Origin of the sequence: Sulfitobacter delicatus (assembly GCF_900102535.1) — a bacterium.
Taxonomy (GTDB): domain Bacteria; phylum Pseudomonadota; class Alphaproteobacteria; order Rhodobacterales; family Rhodobacteraceae; genus Sulfitobacter; species Sulfitobacter delicatus.
This window is the reverse complement of the sequence record NZ_FNBP01000004.1, coordinates 295,862-319,778: the sequence shown is the minus strand read 5'-3', so window position 1 is coordinate 319,778 and position 23,917 is coordinate 295,862. Positions and strand designations below refer to the sequence as shown.

16 protein-coding genes and 8 pseudogenes are annotated in these 23,917 nt (G+C 60.8%); 8 read left to right on the top strand and 16 right to left on the bottom strand.

All coding sequences use genetic code 11. The features are described from left to right. Positions 1–143 precede the first annotated feature (143 nt). Positions 144–1,049, top strand: coding sequence for a hypothetical protein (locus BLS57_RS10145; RefSeq protein ID WP_093741822.1), 906 nt, complete (start codon positions 144–146; stop codon positions 1,047–1,049). Positions 1,050–1,486: 437 nt separating this feature from the next. Next, entirely contained in the window at positions 1,487–2,113 is a 627-nt protein-coding gene (locus tag BLS57_RS10140) for a hypothetical protein (protein ID WP_093741820.1), read from the top strand. Between the two features lie 383 nt (positions 2,114–2,496). On the opposite strand, the pseudogene BLS57_RS10135 reads toward BLS57_RS10140, so the two are convergent. The 3 genes and pseudogenes from BLS57_RS10135 to BLS57_RS10125 all read right to left on the bottom strand — a co-directional run. Beyond that, positions 2,497–3,673 (bottom strand): annotated as a pseudogene (locus tag BLS57_RS10135) (IS3 family transposase). Positions 3,674–4,117: 444 nt separating this feature from the next. Continuing rightward, positions 4,118–4,567 (bottom strand): hypothetical protein, encoded by a 450-nt coding sequence (locus BLS57_RS19600; RefSeq protein WP_139186626.1) that lies wholly within the window; start codon positions 4,565–4,567, stop codon positions 4,118–4,120. Between the two features lie 100 nt (positions 4,568–4,667). After that, a pseudogene (locus BLS57_RS10125) lies at positions 4,668–5,564 on the bottom strand (IS3 family transposase); the annotation flags it as partial. Positions 5,565–5,638: 74 nt separating this feature from the next. On the opposite strand from BLS57_RS10125, the pseudogene BLS57_RS10120 reads away from it, so the two are divergent. Further along, positions 5,639–6,621: pseudogene (locus tag BLS57_RS10120) on the top strand (IS110 family RNA-guided transposase). Positions 6,622–6,861: 240 nt separating this feature from the next. On the opposite strand, the pseudogene BLS57_RS10115 reads toward BLS57_RS10120, so the two are convergent. Continuing rightward, positions 6,862–7,143, bottom strand: a pseudogene (locus tag BLS57_RS10115) (transposase); the annotation flags it as partial. A gap of 78 nt (positions 7,144–7,221) precedes the next feature. Continuing rightward, positions 7,222–7,290: pseudogene (locus tag BLS57_RS20125) on the bottom strand (BA14K family protein); the annotation flags it as partial. A 1,072-nt stretch (positions 7,291–8,362) separates the two neighbouring features. Between BLS57_RS20125 and BLS57_RS10105 the strand changes: the two are divergent. Further along, entirely contained in the window at positions 8,363–10,168 is a 1,806-nt protein-coding gene (locus BLS57_RS10105) for a transglycosylase domain-containing protein (protein ID WP_167356403.1), read from the top strand. Between the two features lie 412 nt (positions 10,169–10,580). Further along, the gene (locus tag BLS57_RS10095) at positions 10,581–11,777 is read left to right on the top strand and encodes an IS256 family transposase (RefSeq protein ID WP_093741812.1); all 1,197 of its coding nucleotides are present in this window, start codon (positions 10,581–10,583) and stop codon (positions 11,775–11,777) included. A gap of 200 nt (positions 11,778–11,977) precedes the next feature. Here BLS57_RS10095 and BLS57_RS10090 read toward each other — a convergent pair. Continuing rightward, positions 11,978–13,077 (bottom strand): IS3 family transposase gene (locus tag BLS57_RS10090; protein ID WP_093741810.1). Its coding sequence is split into 2 segments (ribosomal slippage): positions 11,978–12,825 and positions 12,825–13,077, totalling 1,101 coding nucleotides; the frame shifts between segments, so codons are not numbered across the junction. Between BLS57_RS10090 and tcmP the strand changes: the two are divergent. From tcmP to BLS57_RS10075, 3 genes and pseudogenes are all read left to right on the top strand, one after another. Then, a pseudogene (gene tcmP / locus BLS57_RS20120) lies at positions 13,013–13,750 on the top strand (three-Cys-motif partner protein TcmP); the annotation flags it as partial. The gene BLS57_RS10090 and the pseudogene tcmP overlap by 65 nt on opposite strands. A gap of 64 nt (positions 13,751–13,814) precedes the next feature. Then, positions 13,815–14,597 (top strand): annotated as a pseudogene (gene tnpC, locus BLS57_RS10080) (IS66 family transposase); the annotation flags it as partial. Beyond that, the gene (locus tag BLS57_RS10075) at positions 14,597–14,893 is read left to right on the top strand and encodes a hypothetical protein (RefSeq protein WP_093741938.1); all 297 of its coding nucleotides are present in this window, start codon (positions 14,597–14,599) and stop codon (positions 14,891–14,893) included. The pseudogene tnpC and the gene BLS57_RS10075, both read left to right, overlap by 1 nt. A 16-nt stretch (positions 14,894–14,909) precedes the next feature. On the opposite strand, the pseudogene BLS57_RS10070 reads toward BLS57_RS10075, so the two are convergent. The 10 genes and pseudogenes from BLS57_RS10070 to BLS57_RS10025 form a co-directional block, all read right to left on the bottom strand. Beyond that, positions 14,910–15,233 (bottom strand): annotated as a pseudogene (locus BLS57_RS10070) (type I restriction endonuclease); the annotation flags it as partial. After that, the gene (locus BLS57_RS10065; RefSeq protein ID WP_139186622.1) at positions 15,230–15,745 is read right to left on the bottom strand and encodes a hypothetical protein; all 516 of its coding nucleotides are present in this window, start codon (positions 15,743–15,745) and stop codon (positions 15,230–15,232) included. The pseudogene BLS57_RS10070 and the gene BLS57_RS10065, both read right to left, overlap by 4 nt. Further along, positions 15,738–17,357: an anti-phage dCTP deaminase gene (locus BLS57_RS10060; RefSeq protein ID WP_093741806.1), complete on the bottom strand. Its 1,620-nt coding sequence runs from the start codon at positions 17,355–17,357 to the stop codon at positions 15,738–15,740. The genes BLS57_RS10065 and BLS57_RS10060 overlap by 8 nt, the downstream gene beginning before the upstream one ends. Positions 17,358–17,455: 98 nt before the next feature. Continuing rightward, positions 17,456–17,878 (bottom strand): ribbon-helix-helix protein, CopG family, encoded by a 423-nt coding sequence (locus BLS57_RS10055; protein WP_093741804.1) that lies wholly within the window; start codon positions 17,876–17,878, stop codon positions 17,456–17,458. Between the two features lie 9 nt (positions 17,879–17,887). Continuing rightward, on the bottom strand, positions 17,888–19,882 hold the full coding sequence (locus tag BLS57_RS10050) for a conjugal transfer protein TraG (RefSeq protein ID WP_093741802.1): 1,995 nt from the start codon (positions 19,880–19,882) through the stop codon (positions 17,888–17,890). Positions 19,883–19,899: 17 nt separating this feature from the next. Next, entirely contained in the window at positions 19,900–21,657 is a 1,758-nt protein-coding gene (locus tag BLS57_RS10045; protein WP_093741800.1) for a relaxase/mobilization nuclease domain-containing protein, read from the bottom strand. Between the two features lie 247 nt (positions 21,658–21,904). After that, the gene (locus BLS57_RS10040; protein ID WP_093741798.1) at positions 21,905–22,609 is read right to left on the bottom strand and encodes a lytic transglycosylase domain-containing protein; all 705 of its coding nucleotides are present in this window, start codon (positions 22,607–22,609) and stop codon (positions 21,905–21,907) included. Next, the gene (locus BLS57_RS10035; RefSeq protein ID WP_093741796.1) at positions 22,596–23,123 is read right to left on the bottom strand and encodes a S26 family signal peptidase; all 528 of its coding nucleotides are present in this window, start codon (positions 23,121–23,123) and stop codon (positions 22,596–22,598) included. Before BLS57_RS10035 ends, BLS57_RS10040 begins: the two co-directional genes overlap by 14 nt. After that, entirely contained in the window at positions 23,120–23,578 is a 459-nt protein-coding gene (locus BLS57_RS10030) for a DUF2840 domain-containing protein (RefSeq protein WP_093741936.1), read from the bottom strand. Before BLS57_RS10030 ends, BLS57_RS10035 begins: the two co-directional genes overlap by 4 nt. Positions 23,579–23,582: 4 nt before the next feature. Next, positions 23,583–23,864 (bottom strand): helix-turn-helix transcriptional regulator, encoded by a 282-nt coding sequence (locus tag BLS57_RS10025; protein WP_021100692.1) that lies wholly within the window; start codon positions 23,862–23,864, stop codon positions 23,583–23,585. Positions 23,865–23,917: the final 53 nt, after the last annotated feature.

The window sequence follows — 23,917 nt, the reverse complement described above, 5'->3', positions numbered from 1 at the left end:
TCAGATGATGCTTTATTTCTGCCACCAGCAGGGCGGGCGGGTAGCGGGTTTGATGCGCAACGAATGGGTGCGGCACACCAAAGATAAGTTGATGATCAACATTTAGTGGCAGACGCTTAGATCTGTATACAGAGGGGAACGCTATGCATTGGGACAAGATTGGACAAGGACTGGCAGTCGTTGCCGGCTGCCTGGGATTGGGGTGGCTGGGCAGCTGGGTGGGCGCAGAGATCGTGCCCGCCGAAGGATGGGAAGAATCCTTCTGGTCGCGGTTTCAGTACATGTTCGTATTCTCGGTTCTGATTGAGCGATCTGTCGAAGTGTATCTCAATGCCAGTCAACTCAACGGTGATGATCGGTTTGCACCCGCATATAAGAAATCTGGAAAGGACGCGACCCGCTCTGCGAACATCGCAGCAATCGCTTTGAGCATACTCGTGGCTGTGGCGGGAGTTCGTTTGATGGCGACTTTGGGGGAGCCTGCTTCAGATCACTGGATTACGTCTTGGATCTGGTTTGGAACGGATATCGTTGTGTCAGCTGGTTTGATGGCTGGTGGGTCGGTCTTGTTCCATGAAGTCGCAGAGCTTCTTCGGGGTGGAATCGGCACTCTGGGTTCAAGATTTCAATCTATCGAAAAGTCAGAAAAGGTTAGTGGACTTGATGTACGAAGCGCGTACACGGTGTCAATAACTCGGACTGGGAAGGACTCTGGGAAGCTTGAATTTTCTTCTGGCTCAATCTCTTTAAACGAGACTTGCTACTGGGACCCGGACGTCAAGATTGCGTCTGGAACATACGTCAAATGCTCGAAGACCCGAATGAAGTCGAAGAAAGACTCGGTCACGGGTGACTTGCGCCCAGGAATATACCTGCCCGATGCTGTGGTTCCTGGAACGGACAATCACTCCATCTTCATTCATGAAGGCAAAGATTCAAGTTGGTCTGATGGCTGTATAGTATTGGATCGGGAGAGAATGATGGTGATGTGGAATGAAATCACACCAAGCGATGGCATGAACATAACTGTCAAGGTCGTCGATGCCTAGTTTCGCAGTGGTTGCCTGAGGGAGGCCGCTTTCACAAATCATGTAATGAAACAAGCTTTGGCTGATCTTGTAGCAACAGAATTCAAACGAGGGAGCACAACAGTGGCGATCGTTACATACGAGCTTAGAACTGCGGGAGGCAGTGCTTTTGCAGTTTTGAAAGTTGATACAAATCAAAAGACATGGATCGATGCGAAAGGAGACGCCTCGATTCTGAAGGAAACACAGGGAGAGGCAAGGGCGCCCGGCAACGCGCAGGGCATATTCTGCGATGGCGCCAACGGGAACGTTGTTCGCTTGCTTAATGCCGATTGGTCAGATCGGCCACCGAACAACCATGAAGCACGCTGCAATAGATGTGACGTCGGCTGTGAGGCCGAGCCACGCTGGCACTGCACCGCAAGAGACTGACACAACCGGAAAAAACATGAGAAGGGGTGAAAAATGCCGCCAGCTGTTTGCTTTTGGATGTGACCGTGGGAACTGCTGCATATCTATCAGAGAATGACCACCATTGGAAATGGAGCGATGCAATGCTCAGAAAGATTGCATGGGGCAATATTGAATTGATTGCCGAAAAATCGACGGCCACAGAAAGCCGCAAAGATCTCGTGCGAACTTTAAGGAGGGTTTTGGAACATCTTGACCTCACCATAGAGACTTCGGAATTCAATTTTGAATACACTGTGCATAGAGCCTGTTTCAGAAAAGGGATGAAAAAGAGTTTTTCACCTTCCATTGCCGTCCCCTCAGTGTTTGTCAGGGAAATCAATGGTCAACTCCTCATTTGCGAAATGCAAAAAAACGAGGAACTGGCAGACCTTATTCGGGCCGTTAATTTGAGAATCGGCGATTTGAAGCCCCTGACAGAAAGAAGTGAAAGTTTGAGTGATGAAGTTCAGGCCCTTAGAAACGATTTCGAGAAATTCATCGAAAGCACTGCGCATAACTTTGCTTTGATCGTGGATCCTGTTGGATCACGCTTTGAAGAATCTTTGACCTTTGATCCTGATTGGCCGACGGAAATCTTTCCAGATTTTTCGTTCTTACCAAAAGAGCGGTGATGGTCTGCCAAGTTGGCGTTCATCATCCGTTGAAGCGCGAGACGCGGTGTTTGGCGTCATTCTGCGGAGATCGGGGGGATGTCGGTCTCCCCTGACGGCATCCCAATTTGCCAAGCATGACGTGTCAACGCACACGCTTAGGGAGAGGTCATCGATGGGATAGGTCGTCCTCATTGGCGTCGATCTCGATATCAAAGTGTTTATGGTGGATGTCGCGGCGGCGGATTGTTGCGTCCTGTTTCGAAATAGGCTGTCACGCTCTTTTGGAGCGGTTCGAACTCCGTTTCGCTGCCAGCGGCAACTGAGCCGAATGACCGTTGGAAGAGGTGGCTCGGTTGATCTGAACAGGTCCCGGGCGTTTTCTAAGTGGATTTCCGCCTCGGTTATGCCGCCGCCGCTTCCGGCATCGGCTGGTTGAAGTAGGCCTGATCGGGTGTTTTGCCGTCAAGCGATGAATGTGGGCGGCGGCTGTTGTAGAAGCCGAGATAGCGGCCGATCCCGGCGCGGGCTTCCGAGACGCTGGCGTAGGCCCGCAGGTAGACCTCTTCGTATTTGATGGTTCTCCAGAGGCGCTCCACGAAGACGTTGTCGCGCCACGCCCCTTTGCCATCCATGCTGATCCTGATCTCACGGGCGGCCAGCACCTTGATGAAGTCGGTCGATGTGAACTGGCTGCCTTGATCCGTATTGAAGATTTCGGGCGCGCCGTGTAGCGCCAGCGCCTCTTCCAAAGCTTCTATGCAAAAGTCGGCCTCCAGCGTGATCGATACCCGCCATGCCAGGACCCGGCGGGTGAACCAGTCCACGACCGCGGCGAGATAGATGAAGCCCCGCGCCATGGGGATGTAGGTGATGTCCCCTTACGGTGATTGCTCGCAATCACCTATCGGGCAGTGATCGCCCAGACCTGGTTGGGCCGCGTGATGGGCAGCTGCCGCAGCAGATAGGGGTAGATCTTGTGCCCCGGTGCCGGTTTTGAGGTGTTCGGCTTTCGATACAGCGCCTCGATGCCCATGCGCTTCATCAGCGTGGCGACGTGCAACCGCCCGACCTTGAAGCCTTCCTGAACCAGCAGGCCCCGCAGCATCCGGCTGCCCGCGAAGGGGTACTCCATGTGCAGCTTGTCGATCCGGTGCATCAGCTTCAGATCGGTGTCCGGCACCGGGCGCGGCTTGTAGTAGACGCTGCCCCGGCTGATCCCCAGAACCTTGGCCTGACGGCCGACACTTAGCTTCGCTGTGCGGTCGATCATCTTTTTGCGCTCGGCAGCAGACCCGCCTTGCCGAGCGCGCCGGACAAAAAATCGTTCTCCAGCGTCAGCTCCCCGATCTTCGCATGCAGGGTCTTCACATCAATCACCGGTTCCGGTTCAGCCTTCGAACCATCACCGAACACCCCAGTCGCGCCCTCAAGCAGCAGGTCGCGCCATTGCTTGATCTGGTTCGGATGGACGTCGAAATCCTGCGCCAGTTCGATCAGGGTCTTCTCGCCCTTGATCGCGGCCACCGCGACTTTCGCCTTGAATGCCGGGCTGTGGTTCCGGCGCGGTCGTCTTGCCATGGTCTTCTCCTCGCTCGCAGCATCATGCTGCCCTTGCGCGGAAAATCCACCTATCCCGGCTGTTCAGATTTCCGGAACCACCTCTGGAACCCTGAGACAAGACAATTATACCAATGACTTATGGGCCAGAGAACGTTCGACCCCGGTCCCGCTCCCTCCGCCACTTGCCCTCGCGAAAGCGTTCTCCCGATCCGGCGGCGGCCGGATTTTTCCGTTGTTTTGGAGGGTTATGCGGGAGGGGCTGTTAACCGGCGGCGGCGCCAAGCGGCCCGGAAGTGGTCTCTCGGGGTCGATATTCTCCGGACCTGTTGCCTGCGCCAATTCAGTGAAGTTTTGACAAGCACCTGATAAAACTGCGGTTTATCAGGTGCCCCGCTGAACACTTCGATTTCAGGGGCGCATCCCCGGAAGGAACAGAGATCGAACTTCACTTCGGGGTTGTTCTCACCGATTTGGCAGCAGTTCTCCCTGCTCGGGCGCGGCTTCTCCTGACGAGAACAGCGAGTCAATGATAGCTTTTGGTACGCGGCGACGCTCCATGATGGAGCGCAACCGACTGAGAAATCGAGGGTCCTCGACGTTCGACGGGGAGACGTTCTTCTCAACAAGACGGACAGAGGGTGGCTCAAACGCGAGCATCGTCTCGAACACCTCATTGGCCCGGTTCGCTAGTTCCAGTTTTAGGCTGTCTTCGTCAGGCTGGTTCCCCCACCGCGTCATGTATTCGGGCGGAGCCTCCGTCCATCTTGGAAGGAACTCAGCAACGAAACTCTGTTGAAAAGCGGTACGATGAGAGTCCAGCGCAGCGCGGACTTTGTCATGATATCGCCCGACGACCGTCAGGAAGGCCTGGACTGCCGCATCAAAGTCCTTGCGATCTTCACGCAGGATCACACGGCCAAAATTATCAATCTGAAAGGTGTAGATGCCTTCAATCCGCTTGCGTTCCTTGCGTAGCCATGGCCTGCCCCCATCGGGTGGTCCGGTTTCAGTCTTAGTGCATGGCGGGTCTTGGCGCTACGGTCTGCGTGGCCGGCGAAGCGGCTCCGGATGGCGGAGCCGGCCACTGCACCACCTCCGGCGCTGGCGGGCGATAGCCCAGTGATGAGTGCGGGCGTTTCGTATTGTAGTGGTGGCGCCAGCTCTCGATGACGATCCTCGCCTCGGCTAGGCTGTAGAAGATCTCGCCGTTGAGCAGCTCGTCCCTCAGCTTCGCGTTGAAGCTCTCGCAGTAGCCATTCTCCAATGGACTGCCCGGTTCGATGTAGGCTGTTCGGGCACCGACTGCCGCGATCCATTCCCGAACCGACGTGGCCACGAACTCTGGGCCGTTGTCAGACCTGATGTGATCGGGCACGCCGCGCAGGATGAACAGATCAGACAGGACGTCGATCACGTCGGTCGATCTCAACCGCCTGTCGATCCGGATCGCCAGGCATTCACGGGTGAACTCGTCGATGAGGTTCAGCATGCGGAACTTCCTTCCATCGTGGGTCCGGGCCTCGACGAAGTCGTATGACCAGACGTGGTTCGGACGCTCGGGCCGCAGGCGGATGCACGACCCATCATTGAGCCAGAGCCGGCTCTTCTTCGGTTGCTTCTGCGGGACCTTCAGCCCCTCCCGTCGCCATATCCGCTCGACCCGCTTGACGTTCACGGCCCAGCCCGCCTCGCGCAGCATGGACGTGATGCGCCGGTAGCCGTAGCGGCCATACTGGGATGCGAGCGCAATGATGTCCGCGGTGAGCGCCTCTTCGTCGGGGCGCCCGCGCGGCACCTTCCGCTGGGTCGATCGATGCTGACCGAGCACACGGCAGGCAAGGCGCTCCGAGATGTGGAACTTCTGCATGACGTGATCGACACAACGGCGACGGCGGGCGGGGCTCAGAAGTAGTGGGATGGTCCGCCCCTCCTGCCACGGGAGAAGCTGAGGCAAGCTGGAGGAGCAATCTAGGGAGGACTACCATGAATGACATTCGGACAGTCGGGATCGACCTCGGCAAGAACGTCTTCCATCTCGTCTGCATGGACGAGGCCGGCGAGATCGTGAAGCGGCGCAAGTGCACACGACCGCAGCTCTTCGCATTCTTCAAGAAGCTCCAGCCGGTGCTCGTCGGCATGGAGGCCTGCGCCTCGGCGCACTACATCGCCCGCACGCTGGTCGAGTTGGGTCACGATGCTCGCCTGATGCCGGCCCAGTTCGTCAAACCGTATCTCGGCACGCAGAAGAACGATTTCCTCGATGCCGAGGCGATCGCCGAAGCCGTTCAGCGCCCGAGGCTGAGAACTGTCCCGATCAAGACCCGGGAACAGCTGGAACTCCAAGCAATGCACAGGGTGCGTGATCGGCTGGTGTCGCGGCGGACCGCCGTTAGCAACCAGATCCGTGGCCTTCTCGTCGAACACGGGATCACGATGCGGAAGGGCCGGGGCGGGTTCCGCGGCTTCGTGCCGACCCTGCTCTTGGAAGATGGGCCTTTGTCCCCGGCCATGCACAGTCTGATCAGCGGTCTTTGGGAGGAATGGCTCGCGACCGATTGTGCCGTGAAGACGCTGACGCGCGAACTCGAACGTCTCGCCCGAGAGGATGCCGCCTGCCGACGGCTAATGACCGTTCCGGGCATCGGCCCACTCGTTGCGACCGCCATGATCGCCGCGGTGGCCGATGGTTCGGCGTTCGGCCGTGGCAGGGATTTTGCCGCTTGGCTGGGCCTCGTGCCACGACAGATGTCGACGGGAGGCAAGACCCGGCTCGGTGGCATCACGAAGCGCGGGAACACCTACCTCCGGCGTCTGTTCATCCACGGCGCGCGGAGCTTCCGGCTGAACGGAGATCGGTCGCGTCACCGGATCGTGCGACCGTCGCGCTGGCCAACAAGCTTGCCCGGATTGCCTGGTCCGTCCTCGCCGGAGGACGAGAGTACGAAGGACTGTCTGCTGCCAGCTGAACGGGCGCAGGCACTCCCACACGAACGGCGTGCGTGGTGATCTGAGGGATGGCGCTGCAACGATCCGCATCGATTGAAGGCTGGCGAGGGAAACAGGCTCTTCGAAGCCGAGCTAGTAGAAAGCCTCAATCGGCATGCGGATACCCATCAAGGCCCGGAGCCAGGCGCTCCGCAGAGAGGCCGGATACATTGACGCAAGAGTTCAGCGCAGACCAACAATCACACTTGCACGCCCGGGGCAGACCATACATTTCCCGAGGCAGCCTCCTTCAGGATCAGCTTCTCCAGCGTGAGGTCCGACACGGCCTTCCGAAGCCGTTCGTTCTCCTTCTCCAGCTCCTTAAGCCGCTTCACCTGGTTCGTCTTCAGGCCACCATACTCCTTGCGCCACCGATAGTAGGTGAACTGGGTTACGCCGATCGTGCGCACCGCCTCAGCCACTGGCTGGCCTTGCGACACCAACACGTCGACCTGACGCAGCTTCGCAACGATCTCTTCGGGCTTGTGCTTCTTCTGGGGCATTCCTTCGTCCTCCATCTGGCTCGAAAGCCTACTTCAGGGAGGACCACTTTTCAGGGGGCAGGCCAGACTCGTCTGCCATCAGCGGGTGCACAGCCGGCGGGGACCGGAATAGGGCTGGAACGTGCAGTCTGATGCACGAAACGACCGGTAATCCCCCTGATAGGAATGGCTAGGTCTTCAGGGACCCACGGACGCCATGGAGATCAGTCATAGCGAGGTGGGGGAGGATTCTGGTCATGAAGGGCACTGCTGCCGTGCGCCAAGTAGGGATCTGATGATGTGAAGTCCTAGGGGTTTCGGGGCAGGTTGAAGGGGGTGCCTTCCGTGCCCGGCATCTCGGGGCGGCACTTTCCTCCACCTCGTCTCACGCACCATCTCACGGCAAAGGCACAGCGGCGCTTGTGGCCACACGATGAAACCGACGCCGCCCGCTGCAGGGCTGCCGATGACGGCTGGTCATTGTTCAGCCGATGCCTGCTGCAGCCGCATTGCGCGTGCGCCAAGAGTAATGCGCCTGCGCCCAGAATCTCGAACACTGATTTTCTACGCGTAGAACGCATCCTTCCCTTCTTGTCCGTGACATGCGCTTACCGCCTCGTCATACAGATTTTCGGGAGCTTGCCCGAAGTATAAGGGCGATCCATCAACCGTCGATCTGCATTCCAAGGCCTGCAACCTGTCCGAACGTCCCCCAGAATTCGAGACGCGCGCCTCAGGTGCTCCGCAGCCTGCGAGGTCACGGCTTCCGGAGGTCGGTCCTGGGACCACGTCAGATATTCCGGGGGCGACCCGAAGTGAAGCGTTGCCGCAACCCGACCCGAACGATGAACGGTCAGAAGGCTCGGTGCGCGATGCTCTGCGGGCCCTCGGGCTGGCTGTCCGACGCGAAGGTGAGGTGAAGGCAAGACGCACCTGGATGTGGGTTGCCCAGCAGGCAAGAACGCATCTTGCAGGCAGGGGATCGCGTGTCACAAAGCACGTGCGCAGCATGGCTCATCGCGCGGTCTCCGCCGCCACATCGATGTTCCCGGCCAATAGAAGGGCTGCGCTCTCCGCCTCACCGCTCCACGCCAGATGGGCCCGCCTTCGGACCGCGGGGGCGAATGGCGTGCGAGTGATCCGTCTTGGTTGGCGGCTCACCCTCTGGTCGCTCGTTCTCCTCCTGGCAGGAGGGGCGGCTGCAGCTCTCGCGATGTGGGTGACAATGCGGGATCTGCCCTTGGCCGATATCCTGCCGCCCCTGCCCGAGCCGACGATTGCCGTGCAGCTTGCGAACGGAGAGACCCTGAGTTCGCGAGGCGCCTATCGCGCCCCCTATGTTGCTCTGGCCGAGATGCCGCCCCATCTCGGCGAGGCCGTGGTCGCCATCGAGGACAGGCGTTTCCTCGAGCACACCGGCGTGGATCTGCGCGCCGCCGCGCGCGCCTTGGTGCGCAACACCCAGGCAGGCGGCATCGTGCAGGGCGGCAGCACGATTTCCCAGCAGCTGGTGAAGATCCTTTACCTCAAGCCGGAGCGCACCTTTGCCCGCAAGTTTCAGGAGGCCGTGCTGGCAGCGATGCTTGAGCGGCAGCTGGGCAAGGAGCGCATCCTCGAGCTTTACCTGAACGCGATCTATCTCGGTGCCGGTGCTCATGGGATGCCGGCAGCGGCTCACACCTATTTCGACAAGGACGTCGGCGAGTTGAACCTGCCCGAGGCGGCCCTGCTCGCCGCCTCCATCCAGTTGCCCTCGCAGGTCAACCCGCTTTCTAACCTCGACGCGGCACGAGAGCGGGCAACCCTGGTCCTGAGACTCATGGCGGAACAGGGGCGTATCGACCGGGCCACGCTTGACCAGGCGCGGAAGGGTCCGGCGGGAATTGACCCCAAGCCGCTGCCTAGCCGTGCGGGCAGCTATTTCGCGGACTGGGTGCTCAAGGAACTGGAGACGCTCAAGGGACAGTCCGGCGGAGGCCTGTCCGCCACCGCGAGCCTCAACCCCAAGCTCCAGGCCAGCGCGGAGCGGATCGTTCGTGAGGTCATGGCTGAACACGGCGCCGCGGCGGGGGCCACACAGGCAGCCCTTGTGGTCATGACCCCGGACGGGCGGGTGCGCGCCATGGTCGGGGGGCTCGACTACAAGACCAGCCAGTTCAACCGCGCAGCCGACGCGAAGCGTCAGCCAGGCTCCACCTTCAAGCTGTTCGTCTACATGGCGGCGTTGGCCATGGGTGCTCAACCGGATACCCGGATCTCGGACGGCGCGATCGCCATCGGCGACTGGACGCCCGAGAACTTCGACCGAAGAAGCCATGGCACCGTCACCTTGCGCCAGGCTTTCGCCCATTCCTACAACCTTGCGACTGTTCGCCTGGCTCAGGAGGTGGGCATCGGGAAGGTCATCGAAGCGGCGCGGCTGTTCGGCATCGAGGCCGAGCTCCTGCCGACACCCGCTTTGGCACTCGGCACCGCCGAGGTCTCTTTGCTCGACATGACGGAAGCGTTTGCCGGGTTGCTCCGTGGGCGGGTTCCGGTCCGGGCCACCGGCATCGAAACGCTGCGCCTGAGCGAGGGCAGCGACGCACTTAGTATCACCGCGGTCAATGAGCGCGAGCAGGTGAGCCTCAGCCGGGCGCACGCACCCATGCTGGCGCTGTTGCGCGCGGTCGTTGAGGAAGGCACGGGACGTGCCGCCGCCATCGAGGGAGTCGATATCCTGGGCAAGACGGGGACGAGCCAGGACAGCCGCGATGCTTGGTTCATCGGCCTTGCGCGCGGTCGCGGGCTCGTCGTCGGCGTCTGGGTGGGAAATGACGACAACTCGCCAATGGACCGCGTCACCGGCGGCAGTCTTCCGGCGGAGATCTTTCGGCGGACCGTGCTCGCAGCCCTGGAGGGTGCACGCGCGCCGCAAGCGGCCGAGGTGCAGCGCACGACACCGGAGCGCGGCCGAGCGTGCACAGTGCAACATACGCGCCTGCTCGGCGGCTTCACGTCTGCCGAATGGGTAGTCATTCTGCTTAGCGATTTCGTCGCAGGATAATGGAGCGACGGCTCGGGAGCACCTATCGCACCTCCATGAGGACAGTTCCCCAGAGTCGTCGACCTGCCCGATCAGGCCTCACCCCGATCGCAACAGCAACGAACTGCTCCCGGCGGAACAACGCGTGGCGGGCAACGTGCCGCTGACACATTTCAAGTGTGGGAAAACAACCTTGCACCGCGAATATCCAGATGCGCGGGCAGTTCAGCCCGCAAGATCGTGCCGCTGTCAGACTCTGTGATATTCAGAGTTCGCCCGTCCCGCCCTCCGAAAGGGTAGTGCCCCACCTGGTGGTGTAGGAGGCCGCGCGCGGAGCCTTTGGCGTAGCGCAGCGCGCGGCCGGGCTGGCGGCCACCGCGCTTCTTCGTAGTCTGAGGTTGTTCAACGACCGACGACAACGAAGGAGAGCACGATGACCGAGACCATGATCGATCTTCCCGAGGCGATCGCCAAGAGCGATGACGCGGACTTTTTGCGCGAGCTGATCCAGGATGCCGCGCAGCGGCTGATGGACATCGAGGTGGCCGCCGTGTGCGGTGCAGGGCATGGCGAACGCAGCTCGGAGCGGGAGAACCAGCGTAACGGCTACCGGCCGCGCCAGTGGGATACCCGCGCGGGCACGATCGGCCTGAACATCCCGAAGCTGCGCAAGGGCAGCTATTTTCCCACGTTCCTGGAGCCGCGCAGGACGGCCGAGAAGGCGCTGATGGCCGTGATCCAGGAAGCCTACATCCACGGCGTCTCCACCCGCGCCGTCGACGACCTGGTGCGTGCGATGGGGCTGACGGGCACCTCCAAGAGCCAGGTCTCGCGGCTTTGCGAGGAGATCGATGAACGTGTGCAGACGTTCCTGAACCGGCCACTGGAGGGCGACTGGCCGTTTCTGTGGCTCGACGCGACCTACGTGAAGCTGCGCGAGGGCGGGCGGATCGTCTCGATGGCGGTGATAGTGGCCGTGGCGGTCAACACGGATGGGCGGCGCGAGATCCTCGGCATCACGGTCATGCCGTCCGAGGCCGAGACGTTCTGGGCTGACTTTCTGAGGTCGCTTACGCGCCGCGGGCTGCGCGGCGTGCAGCTGGTCATCAGCGATGCCCATGAGGGCCTGAAAGCGGCCGCACGCAAGGTTCTGGGCGCCGGGTGGCAGCGCTGTCGCGTGCATTTCCAACGCAACCTGCTGGCCCGCGTGGGCAAGGCCAACAAGCCGGTGGTCAGCGCCGTGGTGAAGACCGTCTTCGCCGAGACCGACCGCGATCAGGCCCATGCCCGCTGGCGCGAGGTCGCCGACAACCTGCGCGACCGGTTCCGCGATGTCGCCGAGCTGATGGATGAGGCCGAGCACGATGTCCTCGCCTACATGGCCTTCGACGAGAGCCTGCGCAGCAAGCTCCACAGCACGAACCCGCTCGAGCGCGTCAACAACGAGATCAAGCGGCGCACCAACGTCGTCGGGATCTTCCCGAACCGCGAAGCCGTCATCCGCATCGTCGGCGCACTGATGCTGGAACAGAACGATGAGTGGGCCGTCTCCCGCCGCTACATGCCGGTGGAAAAGCTGACGGCCATGTGCAACGATCCCGACGCGGCGACGATGATCGCCGCCCAGTGAACGAGCGACACCAGCTATGAAGAAGCAGGTGAACGCCAGTTCCTACACCATTTCCGGGGACACTACCCATTCGCCGGCGCGGGACGGTCAAGAATCCGCGACGCCTGGGCCGGTGCTGATGACGAAGACCTTCAGCTTCTTTGACCTGAGCCCCGACTCTCCTCCAGCCATTAGGAGAGTCCGCGGGTTTATGTTTGGGGCTACGCGGCGTGCATTGCCAGTCCCTTCTGCGCCACGAACTCCGCTGGCGGGATATTCCCGATGCCGGAATGGGGGCGGTGATGATTGTAGTCGTGCTGCCAGAGCGCGATTTCGTGCCGGGCCTCGCCGAGCGACGAGAACAGCGTCTCGTTCAGGAGTTCGTCTCGCAGCCGCCCGTTGAAACTCTCGACGAACCCGTTCTGCATGGGCTTGCCCGGTGCGATATAGTGCCAGTCGACCCCGGTGCGCTGAGACCAGGACAGCACGGCCATGGATGTCAGCTCGGTGCCATTGTCCGAGACCACCATCGCTGGCCGACCTCGGCGCCCAATCAACGCCTCCAGCTCTCGAACGACCCGTAGGCCGGACAGCGATGTGTCTGCCACCAAGGCCAGGCATTCCCGGCTGTAATCGTCGACCACTGCGAGAACCCGGAACCGACGCCCATCGGTAAGGGCGTCGCTGACGAAATCGAGGCTCCAGCGGACGTTTGGGGAATCCGGCACAAGCATTGGCCTTCGTGTCCCGAGAGCCCGCTTCCGGCCGCCCCTGCGGCGCACCTGGAGCTTCTCCTCGCGGTAGAGCCGCCGGAGCTTCTTGAGGTTCATCGCGATCCCCTGCCTCTCGAGCATGATATGGATGCGCCGGTATCCGAAGCGCCGTCGCTCGGCCGCGACCGCCTTCATCGCGGCCCTCGCCTCGGCATCGTCGGGTCGCACGCTGCGATAGCGCGCGCTCGACCGATCTATCGACAGCACCTGACACGCCCGGCGCTGGCTCACCCCGTGGGTCTCCACGACGCGCGCTACCGCCTCCCGCTTCACACCGGGCGCTACCATTTTTTTGACGCGACATCCTTCAGGATCGCGTTGTCGAGCATGGCTTCGGCGAGGAGCTTCTTCAGCTTCGCGTTCTCATCCTCAAGCGCCTTCAGCCGTCGGGCCTCGGACACTTCGAGGCCACCATACCGGGACTTCCACTTGTAGAACGTCGCCGTGCTCACGCCGTGCTTGCGGCACACGTCAGCCGTCGCCATGCCGGCTTCCTGCTCCTTCAGGATGCCGATGATCTGTTCCTCGTTGAACCTTGATCGCTTCATCGTCCGTCTCCTCTTTGGAGCGGACTTTACCCAAAACTGGAGGAAGATACGGGGCTCAGGTCATCTTGATGACGAGTTCGTTCGGTCCGAGGAGCAGTTCATCGAAGGCTCCCCGCACCGAGCCCTCGCTCTCGAACACCCTTTCACCCAATATCATTTCTTTGACGCAGATGCAGGGCGCGCAACCCTTCTCGAGGGCTTGAGGGCCGAGTACCCGGCTCGAAAGATCAGCGTTCAGGTTGGCGATGCGAACGAATTGATCCAGAAGCTGGTCCCGCGGATTGCGGGGCGGAACATGAGGGGTGTTGCTTTCCTCGATCCTTATGGCCCCCACCTGGACTGGCGAACCGTCGCAGCTCTGGGATCAACCAAGAAGTTTGAGGTGATCATAAACTTCCCGCTTGGAATGGCCATCAACAGATTGATCACGCGCTCGGGTGACATTCCCGAAACTTGGCGCGCAGGGCTGAACGGCTGCTTCGGCGGTGCGGACTGGGAGAGCCTCGTCTACGCAGAGCGCACCGACCTCTTCGGGGATACGACCCGCCACAAGGTTGACGATGCAGCCAAGCGGCTTCTTGACCACTACGTCGGCCGCCTGAAGACCTTGTTCGGCCACGCCGCCACACCGAGTGTCGTCAGGAACACGCGAGGTGTCCCAATCTACTACATGCTGTGGGCGGGGCCCCATCCCCTCGGGCACAAGATCGCCGACTACATCTTGGCGAAGGGTGATCGGATCACGCTGGGCCTATGTGCGCGATCAGCGGCCTTGGGCAAGCGCTTCTCCCCCTGGCGCGGTCTACACCTTCGCGCCGGATTGGAAGGAAGAACACGTCCAGCGCCATCTGGTCAATACCCGCGGCATCCTGCAAGCCGACGGCTACAAGGGTTATGCCAAGCTCTATGAACCGGAACCTGACGGCACACCTCGCCTGCGCGAAGCGGCATGCTGGGCGCATCTGCGCCGCGACTTCCATGACGAATGGAGCAAGACCAAATCTGCCATCGCCCGCGAGGCGCTGGACCGCATCGGCGCGCTCTACGACATCGAGCGAGAGATCTCCGGTCGTTCTGCTGACATCCGCCGTGCTGTCCGCCAGAAATACAGTGAACCGAAGGTCGACGCCTTCTTCGCATGGTCAGAGAACCAGCTTGCTCTGATCCCCGGCAAGGGCGATCTGGCCAAGGCCTTCCGCTATGGGCTGAGCCGCCGCGCCGCATTCAGCCTGTTCCTTGAAGATGGCCGGGTGGCCATCGACAACAATCCTGCAGAACGCGCGCTCAGACCAATTGGAATCGGAAGAAAAAATTGGCTATTCGCCGGTGCGGATACCGGGGCCGAAACACTCGCGCGGGCAATGACGGTGATCGAAACCGCGAAGCTGAACGGCCTCGATCCCCAAGCGTATCTCACTGACATCCTCAACCGCATCCACGACCACAAGATCAATCGCCTCGACGAATTGCTGCCATGGAACTGGTCGCCACTCGCCGCCCCAAACGCCGAGGCCGCCTGATGGCTGCCATCACCCACATCTGCACCCTCGACTACGTCGCCAAGATGATGGACGAAGATCCGGAGCTTCTCGAAGCCATTGTCTGGAATGACGACAACCTGACCTACGGCTCGATCATCAGCGTCTATACTGGTCCGGAAGAAACAATCACCGCACTGACCGATGACGGCGTCGAGGAACTAACCGCCATGCTTAGGGATGCCCGAAGCACCACAGACAGCTGGCACCAATTCCTCGATGATTTTGTCGATGACGAAGAACTCGTCGCTCGCATCAAGGCAAAACCACCGCGGTAACAATCGGCCGGTTACAGTCGAACTCAACAATCTCGATCCCGTTGGTCGAATACGCGAACCGAAGTCCAAGGATTTCAGCATATTCCTTGGCTTGTTGGAGGCCCTCCGCGGCGTGCCGGTAGCGGGATTTGGCCTCAACGACGGCGATCGGGAAATCCGGATTATATCGGAGAAGATAGTCTGAGCGCTTCTGCTTGCCACGGCGAGCCTTGCCGCCGACAAATACAACTCGGCCGTCAGTAAAAGTTCTCTGCTCGTTTATCGCGTGCGGGCGATCATCCCAGCCTGCTTCCTGCAACTTCGGGACGACAAACTTCCTGCAGGTGTCGGCTTCGTTCATGTCGGAAATTCTTCAAGGTACGTCTCGGCGACTTCCTGAGATAGGTACCCAGGGACCTTCGCCGCTAGCTGTGCTGATTTCTTTGACGTACTTGTAAGAAGTAGCACTGGCGCGCCCGCCTTGCGTTCGAGATACACACCAATGAGGCGTCTTAGCGTGTCTAGATTCGCCCAGCCATCTCCATCAGGTCCTCTAGGCTCCAATGGGATACGCTTGTATTCGATTCCTCTTGCTCGAAAATCCGAAAATGCTTCATCGGTCGATGAAAATATTGAGAAAAAGTCCGGAAAAGTCCTCGTATCAATTATAAGTAACGGGTTCTTCTCCTGGATAGCCTTCCTGAATGAGTGAGCAGAAATCTCAGCAATAGGCACCAGAACAATGCGAATTTTATCAAAGCTGTCGAACAATTGCAGCTGACGTGCGTTTTGAAACCCCCACTCGTCTCTTTGCGTGTTGGCCACCTCTGACGGTGTTGAGCTGTATACTAAATGGAGCTTGCGATCACGCACGGTCGACCTCCAAGGCTAGCTCAGCCTCCATGGCCGAATACGAAACCTTATAGACTTCCGTCGGTCGACCCCAATCCGGGGTGCCAAATACAAATTCGCCCGTTATTTTATCCTTGTAACTTCTATCTTTCAAAAAGACCCTTCGATAAAGCTGGGGCGCAACACCAACAAAAGGTCGAAACAAGACATGAGTGCCTCCCTGCGATGGAGGTGTCCAATCGTTGGATTCGGTCGTTATCGAGTCACTGTGTAGTTCAGTGGCTTTGCTCTTGGGATACGGCTCGATGAACTGCACCTCATCGATTCCTGAAGCCACGATGTGGCGTGCGCAGTAATGGCAAGGATAAGTGGTCACGTACATTCGGCAGCCGCAAGGAGACGTGCCAGAAATTGACGCGGACAATATTGCGTCCATTTCCGCATGAACAGCGCGGCTGAATTCAATCAAGCCACCAATTCTTGTCCCGCGAATGCGCTTGAGCACTTCAAACTTATCTTTGCCCTCCATCAGTTCGGGAAATTCTTCAAGCAGCTCCTCGATGATCTTATTTTGCTCACGGTTGCTGCTACAGAACACTGAGTCACGGAAAGCGCATCTTTGATCCCCTTCGAGCTGTATTGTGAATCCCTCTCCGTACAAGCCACCTCCGGCTTGCGGCACGTCATTTGTACCGGTTGCAACAATATTGCCGTTGGCATCCACGAGCGCAGCGCCAACCTGTCGCGACAAGCAAGCACTTCTCATCTGGGCGGAGCGTGCATGATGCATGGCTGTTTCGGATATGGTGGGGCGGACAATCTTGGACTGCGTGATTAGATTTACGAAGCGGCGAAGCTGATCATTCATGCCTGTAAAAGCAAGATCGTCGCCAGCGTCGATAGAGTTGTCGACAAAAAAGTCAGCTTCGTGAAATGTATCAGAAACATGCTGCCCATGCTTCTCGGGTGCATCTTCATCTCGTGTCAAGAACTCCCGAACCTGCTCTCTTACTTTCGGCTCACCCCATTGGGATCGGTCGAAGAAGTTTTCACGGATTCGCTTTTCTCGTTTGACTGGATCACAGACAATACCAAGTAACGTAAAGGCATCTTGGTAAACCTCACGCAGTATAGCGACTTCAGCAGGGTGTCGAAGTGAATCAATTATGTAGGCTCTGTGCTTCCCGTCGGGCTCTACTGGGACACCCGAGAAAGTTTGCCCTTGAAGCGACGCTCGTAGTTCGGCGATTTGCTTTAAAGCGAGACGCGCGATTGCAGAATGATCCTCTGGACGAGCGTACAGCTTTCCCTTCCGAAGCTCGTCACCGCGATCCTGCATCATTTCGACATTCTCAATGGATTTACGTGCATCAGTTGGTGGCACGGGACGCCCTGCGCGTTCGGCAGCAGCTCGAATTAGAGCGCTAGCCTTTACAATTTCGACCTCAAAGTCAGTCTCCTCAAGAAATGCCTTTAGGATCTTTGCCGCAGTCCCAGATCCGGAACCGGCCGGGCCTACGATGGCCACGAACACTTCATTGGTTCGCAAGCCTTTGAGGACATCTTGCCCAGAACGCTTGTCGACGGAAATAGCTGACCGAGTAATTTCTTGAGGTTTAGGATTTGACGTCATGTTTGCCTGTTGGACCCCTCGTTGTCGTTCTTTTCTTCCTTCTTAGCTGAAGTTGGTGCGTCTCGTCGATGGAGTTTGTACTATCGCTCCCTCATTGGCTATCGGGGATCCGTAGAGCCCGGCAGGTCAAGCGGCAGCTCCTTCATCAGTGTGGTGCCTTTACCCAACCGTCGCGCCAGTGTCTCAACGAAGCCTCCATACCGCTCTTTCCCTTTCGCCTTGGCCGCCAAGTATGTGTCATCGGGCAGCGGCGGCGTCGTGGTCAGCCAGAAACGGACGAACAGTGCCAGCGCCTCCGTCGTGATTTCTTGGTCGCGTTCCAAACGCTCCAGCGACCTCGTCAGGCGGTCGAGCCTCCGGACGATCGCGGCCTCGCTCTGTTCGGCGCTGTCGGGTGAGAGGAACGACGCCAATGCCGCCTCGATGATCTGGGTTTTGGGGACGCGCCGCCGCGCCGCCAGTGCGTCGATTTCATCGAAGAGGGCTGCGTCGACATAGGCGGTGATCTTGGCTTTCTTCATGGCGTCACCTCACAGTTCGATCCCGTCGTCCGGATCGACGGCCGCTTGACGCGCCACGGTGCGGAAGCGGGTCTGCATGGCGCGGGCGCGTTGGGCCTCGTCGTCGGGTTCGTCTTCGAGGGCGGCGAATTCCTCGCGCGGGAACGGCAACTCAGGCGCCACATCTTCATGCTCAGGAATCTCAGGCTCTCTTCGGATGCCGTCATCCGCATCGTCAGCGGGCTTGCTTGTTTCAGTTTCATGAGGCGGTGCGATCGGTTGAAGATTGCTCCAATCGTCGGTTTCCACAGAGCTGACGGGTGCAGATCCTCCAACGATAGGCGGATTATGGATTCTCGCCGTTAGTTGCGCGTCGCGGAAGTACCGGACTTTCTGCGCCCGGATCGGGGCTGCGCCCGATACGAGGATGATTTCGTCGTCGGACGGTAGCTGCATGATCTCACCGGGGGTCAGCAAGGCACGGGCAGTTTCCTGGCGCGAGACCATCAGATGCCCGAGCCAGGGTGACAGGCGGTGCCCGGCATAGTTTTTCATCGCGCGCAGTTCGGTTGTGGTACCGAGGGCGTCTGACAGGCGCTTCGCCGTGCGCTCGTCATTGGTCGCGAATGCGACGCGGACATGGCAGTTGTCCAGGATGGCGTTGTTCTGGCCATAGGCCTTTTCGATCTGGTTCAGCGATTGGGCGATCAGAAACGCCTTGAGACCGTAGCCCGCCATGAAGGCCAGTTGGCTTTCAAAGAAGTCGAGACGTCCGAGGGCGGGGAATTCGTCGAGCATGAACAGCAAGCGGTGCTTGCGGTTGGTGTTGTGCAATTCTTCCGTCAGGCGGCGGCCGATCTGGTTCAGGACCAGCCGGACCAGCGGTTTCGTGCGGGAAATGTCCGACGGGGGCACCACGAGGTAGAGGGTGAGCGGCCGCGCATCTGAGACCAGATCGTCGATCCGCCAGTCGCAGCGCCGGGTCACGGCGGCGATCACGGGGTCGCGATAGAGACTGAGAAAGGACATGGCGGTGGACAGGACGCCGGAGCGTTCGTTCTCGGACTTGTTCAGCAGCTCGCGCGCGGCTTGGGCAACAACAGGATGCGGGCGATCTCCGAGATGGGCAGTCCGCATCATTGCATTTAGTGTGGCGGCGATGGGACGCCGAGGATCTGACAGGAAGGCGGCGACGCCTGCCAGTGTTTTGTCCTTCTCGGCATAGAGAACATGCAGGATCGCGCCGACCAGAAGGGAATGGCTGGTCTTCTCCCAATGATTGCGCCGCTCGAGCTGGCCTTCGGGATCGACGAGGATATCCGCGATGTTTTGCACGTCCCGCACCTCGCGCTCCCCGCGGCGAACCTCGAGCAGCGGATTGTAGGCGGCGCTGGCGGCATTGGTCGGATCGAAGAGCAGGACACGCCCGAACCGCGCCCGCCATCCGGACGTCAGCTGCCAGTTCTCGCCCTTGATGTCATGGACGATGGCGGAGCCGGGCCAGGTCAGCAGGCTTGGGATCACCAGGCCGACGCCCTTGCCGGAGCGGGTGGGCGCGAAGCACAACACATGTTCCGGTCCGTCATGCCGGAGGTAGCGCTTTTCGAGACGGCCCAGCACGACCCCGTCGTCTGCGAACAGCTCGGCGGCGGTGATATCCTTGGGGCTTGCCCATCTGGCCGAGCCATAGGTTGTCACGTCGCTCGCCTCGCGCGCCCGCAGGACCGACAGCAAGATCGCGACGGCAATGGCGCCGATCCCGCCTGCGCCGGCGATCGCGGCCCCTTCCATGAAGACGCGCGGCGCGTAGGCGTCGTACCAGTACCACCAGGTGAAGACCTGCCACGGGCGGTAGATTGGCAGGCCGAACAGGGTGGTCAGAGGCGCGCCAAGCTGGGGTTGGAACCCGAGACGAAACGCGACCCATTGCGTGGCTGCCCAGACAAAGAGCAGCGCCACGATGCTGACGATGATGATCTGGCCCCAGAGGATCTTGGTGGCCGATGACGTGTCCTGACGGCTCATGGTGATGTCCTTTCTGCTCAGAGGCTCAGCCCGCGCTTGCGCCCGAGGCTCCAATCGATCCCTCCGCCGGGCGTCATCGTGCCCGTGACGGTCTGGCCGAGATGGCGTTCGAGTTGCGGGGTCCAGGGGACGAGCGAGAAGCCGAGACCATCGTCGATCATGGCGAAGCGGCCCGAGGCGAGATCGAGGCGTTGGCGGAATGTCCCTATAACGGGTTCGCCCTCGGTCGGCTTGTAACGGGGGAGGCCGGTTTGTGTGCTGAGGTCTTGAGCGATGGCGTCCAGTTCGCGGTTGCGCAGGGTGGCCAGAAGATCGCGGGCAAAGGTGATCCGCTGACCTTGTCGTCGGGCGAGGCCTTCTGCGATAAGGTGATCCGAGCGGCGTTCCAATGCACGGCGAACCTCTGCGCCAAATCCAGCACCGCTCAGCGGTGCGCGGTCTCGGGCAAGATGTAGGCGGTCGAGCCAGGTGGCGCCATCCGCCTCGATCTGGGCGGCCAGCGACAGATCGGAACGACCGACAAGGGACAGTTGCAGTGTCTCGTCCGTCTTCCCTGTCCAGAGTCGGGTTTCGACAATGCCACCTTGCGGCGTGTCGCCGGTCGCATCGAGATCCCGGAAGCGTAGGTGATGTACGCGACCGTCAACTCCGTCGATGATCGCGTAGCCACTACCGGCGTGGTCATCATGAAAGCCGCGTTCCACCAGCCGCCCGAGGATTGGCGCGGTGGGCGTGCCTTCGATGGCGAAATCATCCGCTGCGCGCTCCCGGTCGGCGCCCATGGCCCGGTGCATCCGTTTGATGATGTCGCCGCGCATCCCGAGCTCGCGCAGAGTGTCTTCGGCAGTCGGTTTCAACTCCCAGACGGCAGGGGCGATTTGTTCGGCCAGCCCGAGCCTCTCCAGTGTCTGGGCACGCCCGATCATCAAGCGGCGCAGCTCCGGATCGCGGGGCTCCGGCGTGCCGGGCCGCAGGTCGGCGATTCCGGCATGATCGTCCGTCAGCGAGCGCAGGCCGCGGTCGAGATCGGTCCAGCGCTCCGCCGTGACCTGCGTTTCCAAGGCTTGGGAAATCTCCCGCTCGCTGCGGGGTCCCAGTTCCAGTTGTACGAGGTCTTCCGCGCGTGCTCGAAACCCGCGGCTGATATAGTCACGCGATATGACAAGGTCCCGCCCATCGTTGTCTTTGCCGCGCACCAGGATGTGGACATGCGGATTTTCGGTGTTCCAGTGATCGACGGCGACCCAGTCGAGCGTGGTGCAGAGATCCCGTTCGGCTCGGGCCATCAGATCCCGGGTGAAGGCGCGCAGGTCCTCCAAGTCGCCCGCGTCCTCCGGCGAGACGATGAACCGGAAGTGATGCCGGTCGTCTTCGCAGCGCACCGCAAAGCCGCCTCGGTCGAGATCATCGCGGTCAGACCCGAACAAGTCGGCGTCGCGCCCGTCCTGACCGACGCCATCGCGCTGCAAGTATCCGAGATGCTTGGCCATGGGCGCTGAGCGAAAGCGCTTGCCCTGGTGGCGCACGACGCGGGCCTTCACGACGACGCGTCGGGACGTGCGGGTCAGACCTTTCGCGGTTCGGGCAAACCGTCCACGCCCGAAAGCGGCGTTGCCGGAGCGCGTGCTGCCCGCGCCGATACGGTAGCCGGTATGTCCGGATTTCCGCGCAGCTCGCATCACCTCGTTGACGAAGCGTGTCGGTCGCTTCGAGGTCCGGCCGCCGTCGCCGATACGCCCGGGGCGGATGCGCAGGTCATTGTCGCGCCCGGTCATGGCCGCACTCGCTCGCAGAACATGCTGCCGCTTGAAAAATGCCAAAAAATCAGACCTCTAGGTGAAGTCCTGCGGCATGCAGCTTGGACATGCCGCGCAAATCTTCTCAGAGAAACAACAGCTTGAGGTCCGCCTGCGGCACCTCTTTTATCTCGCGCTCTTTCTGTTGAGACCCTGCGCGTCGACCCGCCCCGGCACATTCCTGCGACCGGGCTTTCCAGACCTCGCAATGGTGCGATTCCGCGGATCATGGCGTTTGCCCCCGGCTGAGAGGCACGAAGATGCCGTTTTGAGACGCGTCAGACGCAATCCGTTGGGCGTCATCGCCGGGGGTCTGACCCGTCTCAGCCGTTGCCGCGAACAGCGGGGCGTCGCGCCAGTCCTGCGTCCTCTGCGGGCGGCTGACTGCCCGCGCGACGTCGGTTCCATCGGCGATGAAGGGCGCGAGGATGGCGAGGTAATTGCGGGTTTCAAGCGGCAGGGCGCGTCCGGTATCAAGGTGGTTCTGGTACCGTGCAGGCCCGGCATTGTAGGCCGCGAGAAAGCCGGGTGACCCGAACCGGTCGTACATCTGCCGCAGATAGGCGGCGCCGGCCAGAATGTTGTCGCGTGGATCGAAGGGGTCATCGCCAAGCCGGTGGGCTGCGCGCAATTCGGCCCAGGTGCCGGGCATGATCTGCATAAGCCCCATGGCGCCCGCGTGGCTCACCGCGCGCGGATTGCCCGCGCTCTCGACTTCCATGACGGCACGGATCCAGGGCTGCGGGATGCCGAACCTGCGCGCGGCTTCTGCGATATGGATGTCGATGGGTTGCTGCTCAGATGCAGAAACACTGCGGTCCTGAGCGATCACGACGGTCGGTGCCACGGTGATCGGCGTGCAGAGGATCAGTACAAGCGCGGTCGTGACGCCCGCGTGCCGACGGCTGTTACCGCGTTCAAGACTGCGCATCTGCCGCCCCTTCATATGTCCAAAGAGGGATGGCGCGTCCGAGGATCGTGTCCGCTGACAAGGGCCCGAAATAGCGTCCATCGAGGCTGTTGGCGACACCGGCGACGAGCAGGAAAACCTCGTCCGAGCCGAGCGTGACACATCCCGTCCAACGGGGAAGTGGGCGACCGTGCCGGTCATCCGATGCTGCCTGGGCAACAACGGTGCCGCCGATGGCGATATCGAGACCATCGCGACAGACGGTCATGCCGGAGACGGCTACGATGCGTTTCAACAGCAAGGTATCCGCACCGACATAGCCGCGCTCAACCACCCAAGATGACAGGTCTTCCGGCAGGCGCACGGCAACGAGATCGCCCAGCGATGGCGGGTTTGACGCTTGAACAAGGTAAAGACCGACGGGCACGCTTGCTGAGGCATTCCAGATCAGACGCGGTGCGCGGTCGATCTGTGCGACCGCGAGCAAACCTAGGGACAAACCGGCCGCGAGGAGGGGAGGGACCGCCGCGCTCATGTCGTCACCATGCGACGCTTGAGCCAGGCCGCATGCCGGGCAGGGGTGTAGGGACGGGGCTCCAATGCAGTGGTCAGGCGGTTGTGGACGTGCCGCCAATGATCGGGGCAGACATCTTCCGGTGCGATGCCATAGCTTTCCACGATGTCGACGGACCGCAGCGCCGCCTCGACCTTGGGCCAGCCGGAGAGGCGCAGCAAAAGCTCTCCGCCTGGCGTGACACAGGGCACCGTGGAGCAGGGCTCGCCAGCGCCGACGGCGCGCAGAATGTCGATCCGGCTTTCAACGGTGCCGTGGTCGTTCGACGACCAGCGGACGAGCGCGAAGATCGCGCCGGGAGCGAAGCCCACGCGCTTTTCCGTGCGCGTCAGGATGGTTTCCCCGGCCATCCGACCGAAACGGATCCAGCGCTCGATACGCCCTTCGATCCAGGTGAGGTGGACAAGTGTCTGCATCGGCTCAACGCCCACGCCGCAGATAGGCCGGCGAAACGGCGGCATGGCGTTTGGCGGGTAGAACGCGGTCTTCGGTCTCGTCCGAGGTCGAGGTCTTCTCGCCCCTCGTGACCCAGGCCTGCAGATCGTCGACCGCATAGACGACACGCCCTCCGATTTTCGAATAGCGCGGGCCGGTCCCGTAGGTCCGGTGTTTTTCCAGCGTACGGCCAGACAGGCCGAGAAATCGGGCGGCTTCCGGGGTTCTGAGGTAGCGGGGCGGGAGTCCTTCGTTTGGGTCGGGCATTTGAGCATCTCCGGTGGCTAGGCCGCGCGACGGCGCGTCGCGGGCTGTCGGAG